This is a genomic window from Micrococcus sp. LASM2_SD2, from assembly GCF_057364565.1.
Genome location: NZ_JBNFOB010000086.1, coordinates 1 through 8463 on the forward strand (window position 1 = coordinate 1; position 8463 = coordinate 8463).

Sequence of the window (8463 nt, forward strand, 5' to 3'; positions counted from 1 at the left end):
CGGCGACGGCGGCCCAGGGCCAGCGCCGCCGCCGCGAACGGGGCCAGCGGGGTGCCCTCGGCGCCGGTGTCCGGGGTGCCCTCGGGGACCACGGTGACCTGCTGCTCGTCGTCGGAGTCGTCCGCCTCGGACTCCTGGACGGTGTACTTGGCCACGATCTCGGCGGGGACGTCAGCGGCGTCGTCGCCGTTGACCTCGCAGCCGATGCCGTCGAGGTCGGCGTCGAGGTCCTCGTGGTAGTACTCCGAGTCCTTCGGCAGGTTGGCCAGACCGGCGGCGAAGACGTCCTTGCAGTCCGGGTAGGTGAACTGGTTGTCGACGGCGTCCGGCAGGGTCACGTGGTCCGGCAGATCGGAGTCGACGTCGGCAGAGGGCGCATCGACCTTCGGAGCGGACGGGGTCCACTTCTTGGTCTTGTAGTAGCCGTTCTGCTCCGGGCGCTCGCAGCCGATGCCGTCGTTGTCGGAGCCGTCCAGGCCGTCGTCGTACTGCGGGTGGGAGTCGGTCAGGTGAGAGAGCCCGGCCGAGTACACCTCGTCGCAGTTCTGGAAGTTCCCGTAGCGGTCCAGTGCGGAAGCCGGGGCGGCGGCGAGAGCGGTCAGGGACAGGGCGGCGGCCAGGGTGAGGCCGGTGGTGGTCTTCTTCATGGAGTCCTCCGGGATAGGCGGATGAGACGTGGGATGGCGCACGGGCGTGGGAGACGAACCCCACACCAGCTCGATCACATTATCCGGCGCACAGGATCGCAGTCCATGAGTGACAGCCGCCCTCCCCGGACGGGAGTCCGGCGCCCGAAAGGACGGCTCTCATCGATCCGGTGCGGACGTGCCCCGCGAGGGCACCACGTCCGACCGGACCGGCCGGACCGTCTGAGGACCTGCCAGGGAGAGCAGACTCAGATCCCGCGGACCGCCCCCGGACGGTGTGCCGAACCAGAGGAGGTGGGCACTTCACAGGCCTCTGAAGCCACCGATCCTTCTGGTTCGACGCGCGCCGCGTCGCGCCGGCTCAGCCGTTCAGGCGCTCGCCCGTCTCGGCGTGGAACAGGTGCATGCGCTCGGTCTGCGGGGCGACGCGGATGACAGCGCCCTTCTCCGGAGCGGTGTAGCCGACGGTGCGCAGGGTGATGATCTGCTCCTGCCCGTCGATGTCCGTGTGGCCGTAGACGTAGGCGTCAGCGCCGAGCTCCTCCACGGTGTCCACCTCGACCTCCATGCCCTCGCCCTCGGTGATCTCCAAGTTCTCCGGGCGCACGCCGAGGTCCACCTCGCCGCCGGCACGGGAGAGCACCTCGCGCTCCACTGGGAGCACGGTGTTGCCCACGTGCAGGCCGTCCGGGGAGGTCTTCACGCGGAAGATGTTCATGGCCGGGGAGCCGATGAACCCGGCGACGAACACGTTCTTCGGCTTCTCGTAGAGGTTGCGCGGGGTGTCCACCTGCTGCAGCAGCCCGTCCTTGAGCACGGCCACGCGGTCGCCCATGGTCATGGCCTCGGTCTGGTCGTGGGTGACGTACACGGTGGTGATGCCCAGGCGGCGGGTGAGCTGGGCGATCTGGGCGCGGGTCTTCACGCGCAGCTTCGCGTCGAGGTTGGACAGTGGCTCGTCCATGAGGAAAACCTGCGGGTTCCGGACGATCGCACGGCCCATGGCCACGCGCTGCCGCTGGCCGCCGGAGAGGGCCTTGGGCTTGCGGTCCAGGTACTGCTCGAGGTCCAGCAGCTTCGCGGCCTCCTCCACGCGGGCCCGGCGCTCGGCGGCGGGGACGCCGGCGATCTTGAGGGCGAAGCCCATGTTGTCCGCCACGGTCATGTGCGGGTACAGCGCGTAGTTCTGGAACACCATCGCGATGTCCCGGTCCTTGGGCTCCACGTCGGTGACGTCGCGGTCGCCGATGAACACGCGGCCCTTTGTGAGCGGCTCGAGGCCGGCGAGCATGCGCAGGGAGGTGGACTTGCCGCAGCCGGAGGGTCCCACGAGCACGAGGAACTCGCCGTCGGCGATCTCCAGGTCGAGCCCGTCCACGGAGGGGCGCGGGGCCTTGGGGTACTGGCAGGTGGCGGACTTGAACGTCACGGTGGCCATGGTGGGTCCTTTCACGGGCAGGCACGTGCCCGACGATCCGTAGTGAAAGAGGGGGTTGGGTGGTTCCGTCGGCGGCCGGCCATCAGCCGGCCACGGCGGGGCTCCTTCCCGACGACGGCACGACCGTCCTCGGGACGTCCGGCGGTACCGCGGTGCTCGGCCGCTGTCGGACGGCGAGGTGCTGCTGGATGTGCCGGGGTGCGGGGGTGCCCTTGCGGGCCTCGACGATGAGCCGGACCGCACGGCGGCCCTGCTCCCGCGGAGACTGGTCGACGGTGGAGATGCCCAGGCGGGCGCCGTCGGGGTGGCCGTCGATGCCCATCACGGCGACGTCGCCGGGCACGGACAGGCCGAGGGAGAGCGCGGCGGTGTAGGCACCGATCGCCATCTCGTCCGAGATGCAGAGGACGGCGGTGGGCCGCCGGCCGGGCCGGGAGAGCAGCTCGCGCACGGTGTGGAAGGCGCCGCTCGTGGTGAAGTCGGCCTCCACCAGCCAATCCTCCGGAACCTGCACGCCCACCGCCGCCATGGCCTGCAGGAAGCCGCGGGTGCGCTCCGTGGAGACCTGGAACTCGACGTCCTCGGCGACCCGGCCCAGGAAGGCGACCTCCCGGTGGCCGAGGCCGGTCAGGTGCTCGGTGGCGAGGGTGGCGGCGCGGAAGTGGTCCACCTGGAGCGCGGTGAACCAGTCCGGCAGCTCGGCGGGCGAGTCCACGCGGCCGCCGAGGGCCACCACGGGGCGGCCCATGCGCTGCATGCCGGCGAGCTCGAACGGGCTGAGCTTGAAGGAGATGCTGATCAGCCCGTCCAGGCCGCCGCGGCGCAGCAGGTCCCCGAAGATCGTGGAACGGCGTTCGGCGGACAGGCCGGCGTCATAGAGCGTGAGGTCCAGGCCGTGGGCCATGAGCTCCTGGGCCGCGCCCTCGAGGGCGGCGGCGAAGAACCAGCGGTCCACGGTGGGGACCACGACTCCGATGCTGCGGGTGCGGCCGGAGGCCAGGGAGGCGGCGGAGGCGTGGGCCACGTACCCGAGGGACTCGGCGGCCTGGAGCACCCTGGTGCGGGTGGTCTCGGCGACGGGGCCCGACCCGGTGAGGGCGCGGGACGCGGTCGCGGTGGAGACGCCGGCCATGCGCGCGACGTCCTTGATGCCGGCCATGTGGTCTCTGTTCTCTGGTCACGGGTGCCTGCGGCGGGGACGACGGCCATAGTAGGCCCATCGAAGGCTTAAGTGGAAGCGCTTTCACCGTCCGGTCCCCATGTCCAGACGGGCTGCATCCGCAGAGGCACACCGGACGTGCCGCTATGCCCGATGGATGGACGTCCAGGGTGTAAGCGTTTACACTCGCTTTCACCACACCCTTGCACAGGAGCACCGTCTGCGCAGGCGCAAGGGAGGCAGGACTCCGGCCGCAACGGTGCGGCGGGCTGCGGCCCCCGCCTCGGGGCGGTACCCGACGGATCCGGACGAACTTCCGAAAGGCAGGCACATGACTGCGAACTCCTCCCGCGGCGTCTCCCGTCGCGCGTTCACCCTCTCCATGTCCGGCGCGATCGCCGCGTTCGCCCTGACCGCCTGCGGCGGCAGCGGCGACTCCGGCTCGGCCACCCCGACCGCCGGCGCGGCATCCTCTTCCGAGGATCTGAGCAAGGGCGGCTCGTCGACCATCACCATGTGGGTCGACCAGAACCGCCAGAAGCCCCTCGAGGCCGTGGCGAAGAAGTTCAAGGAGGAGAAGGGCATCACGGTCAAGCTCGTGGTGAAGGACAACTCCTCCATGCGCGACGACTTCATCACCCAGGCCCCGACCGGCAAGGGCCCGGACGTGATCGTGGGTGCCCACGACTGGATCGGCGCCCTCGTGCAGAACGGCGTCGTGGAGCCGCTGGAGCTCGGCGACAAGTCCGGCGACTTCTCCGAGGCTGCCGTGGCTGCGGTGACCTACGACGGCAAGACCTGGGGTGTGCCCTACTCCGTGGAGAACATCGCGCTGCTGCGCAACACGGAGCTTGTGGACTCCACCCCGGAGAGCTTCGACGAGATGGTGAAGAAGGGTCAGGAGGTCGTGGACTCCGGCAAAGCCAAGTACGGCTTCGTGGTGGGCCTGGACCCGGTGTCCGGCGACCCGTACCACCTGTACCCGTTCCAGACCTCCATGGGCGCCCCGGTGTTCGAGCAGAAGGAGGACGGCTCCTACGACGCCTCGAAGGTCGCCATGGGCGGCGAGAAGGGCGAGGCCTTCGCGAAGAAGCTCGCCGAGCACGGACCGAAGGGCACCGGCGCGTTCAACCCGAACATGACCGGAGACATCGCCAAGGAGCAGTTCTTCAAGGGCCAGGCCGCCTACTTCCTGACCGGCCCGTGGAACGTCGAGGACGCCCAGAAGGCGGGTGTCGACTTCGCCGTGGAGCCGATCCCGTCCATGGGCGACGAGGACGCGCAGCCGTTCATCGGCGTCAACGCGTTCTTCGTCTCCGCCGAGTCCAAGAACAAGCTCGCCGCCACCGAGTTCGTCATCAACTACCTGTCCTCCGAGCAGGCCCAGGACGCCCTCTACACCGAGGGCAAGCGCGCCCCGGCCCTCACCGCCTCCTTCGACAAGGCGGCCAAGGACGAGGTCGTGAAGGCCTTCGGCGAGATCGGCAAGAACGGCGTCCCGATGCCGGCCGACCCGGAGATGGGCGCGGTCTGGGAGTTCTGGGGCGGCACCGAGATGCGCATCATCAAGGGCGAGGCCGACCCGGCCGCGGACTGGAAGAAGATGGTGTCCGACATCGAGGGCAAGATCAAGAAGTGATCTGACCCGTCCACGCCGTGTGCCGCCCGGACTGCCCCGGGCGGCGCACGGTGCCCCCGACCCGCCCCGCTCACCCGGCGGGGCTTCAGCACCATGAGGCAGGCCTTCGGGCCGGATGAGGGACCATGAGCTCGTCTTCCACCGCGCCGGCGACACCCGACGCGCACGCCGGGGACACCGGGCACCGCACCCCGCCGTCGCGGCGGCCTCGGCGGCACCCGCCGCGGGCCGGACGGCCTGCTCGGCACGATGTCCAAGATCGTCCTGCTCGGCCTGGTGGACGCGTTCGCCGTGTTCGTGATGTTCCAGCTGGCGGCTATGGGCGACTGGCTGGTCCTCGGCATCACCCTGGCCGTGACCGTCCTGATCAACTGGATCTACCTGCGCCGCGGCGGCCTGCCCGCCAAGTACCTGGCGCCGGGCGTGTTCTTCCTGGTGCTGTTTCAGGTGTTCGTGGTGGTGTACTCCTCCTACATCGCGTTCACCAACTACGGCGACGGCCACAACTCGGACAAGGACGCGGCGATCGCCGCCATCCAGCGCACCGCCACGATGCGCGTGCCGGACTCGCCCACCTACCCGGTGACCGTGGTGGAGAAGGGCGGCGAGCTGTACATGCTCACCGAACGCAACGGAGAGGCCGTGGTCGGCAACGCCGAGCACCCGCTCGAGCCGGTGCAGGCCACCATGGTGGGCGACCGCCCGGTCTCCGTGGACGGCTACCAGACCCTCCAGTTCGCGGACCTGCTGGCCCGCCAGGACGAGATGTCCTCCCTCAAGGTCCCGGTCTCCGAGGACCCGGCGCAGGGCACCCTGGAGACCCAGGACGGGCAGACCGCCTACGCCTACGCCCCCAAGCTGGACTACGACGAGGCCGCGGACACCTTCACGGACAAGGAGACCGGCGCCGTCTACAAGGACAACGGCGAGGGCCAGTACGTCTCCGAGGACGGGACCGCCCTGCAGAACGGCTGGCGCGTGTTCGTGGGCGTGGAGAACTTCACGAAGGCCTTCACGGACCCGTCCCTGCGCGACCCGCTGATCCGCGTGACCCTCTGGACGTTCGCGTTCGCGTTCCTGTCCGTGCTCACCACGTTCGTGCTGGGCCTGCTGCTGGCGATCACCTTCGACAAGGCCTCGCTGCGCGGCAAGAAGGTCTACCGCGTGATGATGATCCTGCCGTACGCGTTCCCGGCGTTCCTGTCCGGCCTCGTCTGGTCCGGTCTGCTGAACCCGGAGTTCGGCTTCGTCAACGCCGCCCTGCTCGGCGGCGCGGACATCCAGTGGCTCACTGACCCGTGGCTCGCGAAGGTCTCCGTGCTGCTGGTGAACCTGTGGCTGGGCTTCCCGTACATGTTCCTGGTGACCACCGGAGCTCTGCAGTCCCTGCCGGAGGACGTGGACGAGGCCGCGAAGATGGACGGCGCCTCCGCCTGGCGCATCTTCCGCTCGATCAAGCTGCCCCTGCTGCTCGTCTCGGTGGCCCCGCTGCTGATCTCGTCCTTCGCGTTCAACTTCAACAACTTCAACATCATCTACATGCTGACCGGCGGCGGCCCGCAGTTCCCGACGCGTCCGGCAACATCGGCGCCACGGACATCCTCATCACGGTGGTCTACAAGACCGCGTTCTCGGGTGTGGGCCGTGACTTCGGCCTGGCCTCGGCGCTGTCGATCGTGATCTTCCTGATCGTGGCCACCATCTCTGCGATCAGCTTCAACCGCACCAAGGCCCTGGAGGAGATCGACTCGTGAGCACCGCATCGACCCCTCAGGGGACCCCGCGCCCGGGCGAGCCGACAGTGCCCGCCGGCCCGTCGTCGTCGGGAATGGCCGCGGCCCTGGCCGCGCAGGAGAAGGACCCGATCCGCTGGGAGGAGGACGGCCCCTCGGGCTCGACCCGCTCCTTCGGCCGCTGGTTCAAGGAGAACGGCTGGCGCCACATCGTGGGCGTGCTGGCCTCCGCGTTCTCGCTGTTCCCGCTGCTGTACGTGCTGTCCGCGTCCTTCGACCCGACCGGTACCATGGCGTCCTCGAACAGCCTGTTCAGCGCGTTCTCCCTGCAGAACTACGTGGACCTGTTCAACGACCCGTCCCGCCCGTACGCCCAGTGGTTCATCAACACGCTGATCATCGGCATCGTGACCTCGGTGGCCACGTGTTCCTCGGCGCCCTCGCCGCGTACGCGTTCTCCCGCATGCGCTTCGCCGGCCGCCGCGTGGGCCTGCTGACCCTGCTGCTGGTGCAGATGTTCCCGCAGCTGCTGGCCGTGGTGGCGATCTTCCTGCTGCTGACGTACCTGGGAGACATCGTCCCGGTGCTCGGCATCGGCTCCCAGCTCGGCCTGATCCTGGTCTACCTGGGCGGCGCGCTGGGCGTGAACACGTACCTGATGTACGGCTTCTTCAACACCATCCCGAAGTCCCTGGACGAGGCCGCGAAGCTGGACGGCGCCTCCCACGTGCAGATCTTCTTCTCGATCATCCTGCGCCTGGTGACCCCCATCCTCGCGGTGGTGGCCCTGCTGTCCTTCATCTTCACCGTCTCCGAGTTCGTGATCGCCTCGGTGGTGCTGACGAACCCGGGCACGCAGACCCTGGCCGTGGGCCTCTACGGGTACGTGTCCGAGACCCGCTCGGAGAACTGGGGCGTGTTCGCCGCCGGCGCGGTGCTCGCGGCCCTGCCGGTGATGGCGCTGTTCCTGTTCCTGCAGAAGTACATCGTCTCCGGCCTGACCGCCGGCGGTGTGAAGGGCTGATCCCGGGCCGGGGCACCGGTGTCGGCGGGCGCCCCGGTCAGCGGGCGCTCCCGCGGACCGCCGCCCCGATCCGGGCGGCCGCGGCTTCCGGGTCCGTGGCGGCCGTGTCGATCCGGAGCACCGGGCGGTCCCAGGCCGCGTACTCCCTCCCGACGACGGTCTCCCACCCGGGCTACGTCAGCCCGGGCTCGTCCGTGGCCCGCTCCTGGACCCGACGACGGTGCTCGCCCTGGTCAGTGCAGACCACCTCGACCTCGATCAGGTCCGCGCCGGCGGCGCGGTTCGTGCGGGGTCCTGCGTGGCCGTGGCGTCCGGGGCTCCTGAGCCGGGGTCCCCGGAGCGCGGCCCTGCGGAGTCCCGCGGCAGCACCATCCCGAGGGACTCGGGCGCGGTCTCCACGAACCCGAGGGAGCGGTACAGCGGGCGGCCGGGCTCGTCCGCCATCAGGGTGACGTAGGGGTTCGGCGGGGCCTCGGCCCGGATGCGGTCCAGCAGCCGCGTGAGCACGGCCCTGCCGAGGCCGCGCCGCTGCCGGTCCGGGCGGGTGGCCATGTCCGCCACGTGGAAGTACCAGCCGCCGTCGCCGAGCACGCGCCCCATGGCGACGAGCTCCCCGGTGGCCTCCTCGCGGACGGTGGCCCACGCCCAGGAGGCGGTCAGGGCCGGTGCGCCCTGGGCCTCGGTGATCGGGGACAGCCCCGCGGCCGGACGCAGCGCCACATACTCGGCGAGCGCCGGCGCCTCGTCCGCGAGGACGAATCCGGTGGGGAGGCCCGTGCGGCCGGGGCCCTCGGTGCGGTCGGCGCCGGTCATGCGGTCGGGG

7 protein-coding genes and 1 pseudogene are annotated in these 8463 nt (G+C 70.1%); 4 read left to right on the top strand and 4 right to left on the bottom strand.

Annotated elements, in window-relative coordinates; genetic code table 11:
* The 3 genes from AC2W7A_RS06275 to AC2W7A_RS06285 all read right to left on the bottom strand — a co-directional run.
* Positions 1-647: excalibur calcium-binding domain-containing protein (locus AC2W7A_RS06275; protein WP_485990598.1), on the bottom strand; the 647-nt coding region annotated here is incomplete at its 3' end.
* A gap of 361 nt (positions 648-1008) precedes the next feature.
* The gene (locus AC2W7A_RS06280; RefSeq protein ID WP_485990599.1) at positions 1009-2085 is read right to left on the bottom strand and encodes an ABC transporter ATP-binding protein; all 1077 of its coding nucleotides are present in this window, start codon (positions 2083-2085) and stop codon (positions 1009-1011) included.
* Positions 2086-2167: 82 nt separating this feature from the next.
* A complete protein-coding gene (locus AC2W7A_RS06285; protein ID WP_485990600.1) occupies positions 2168-3244 on the bottom strand; it encodes a LacI family DNA-binding transcriptional regulator in 1077 nt (358 codons plus the stop codon).
* 331 nt (positions 3245-3575) lie between these two features.
* On the opposite strand from AC2W7A_RS06285, the gene AC2W7A_RS06290 reads away from it, so the two are divergent.
* The 4 genes and pseudogenes from AC2W7A_RS06290 (at position 3576) to AC2W7A_RS06305 (ending at position 7640) form a co-directional block, all read left to right on the top strand.
* Complete coding sequence (locus AC2W7A_RS06290) at positions 3576-4883, top strand: sugar ABC transporter substrate-binding protein (protein WP_485990601.1); 1308 nt, start codon at positions 3576-3578, stop codon at positions 4881-4883.
* A gap of 249 nt (positions 4884-5132) precedes the next feature.
* Positions 5133-6563, top strand: a complete 1431-nt coding sequence (locus AC2W7A_RS06295) for an ABC transporter permease subunit (protein ID WP_485990602.1) — start codon at positions 5133-5135, stop codon at positions 6561-6563.
* Positions 6494-6637, top strand: coding sequence for a hypothetical protein (locus AC2W7A_RS06300; RefSeq protein WP_485990603.1), 144 nt, complete (start codon positions 6494-6496; stop codon positions 6635-6637). Before AC2W7A_RS06295 ends, AC2W7A_RS06300 begins: the two co-directional genes overlap by 70 nt.
* A 74-nt stretch (positions 6638-6711) precedes the next feature.
* Positions 6712-7640 (top strand): annotated as a pseudogene (locus AC2W7A_RS06305) (sugar ABC transporter permease).
* Between the two features lie 258 nt (positions 7641-7898).
* Here the strand turns inward: AC2W7A_RS06305 and AC2W7A_RS06310 are convergent.
* Positions 7899-8463, bottom strand: a 565-nt coding sequence (locus AC2W7A_RS06310; RefSeq protein WP_485990604.1) for a GNAT family N-acetyltransferase, incomplete at its 5' end; no start/stop codon positions are given.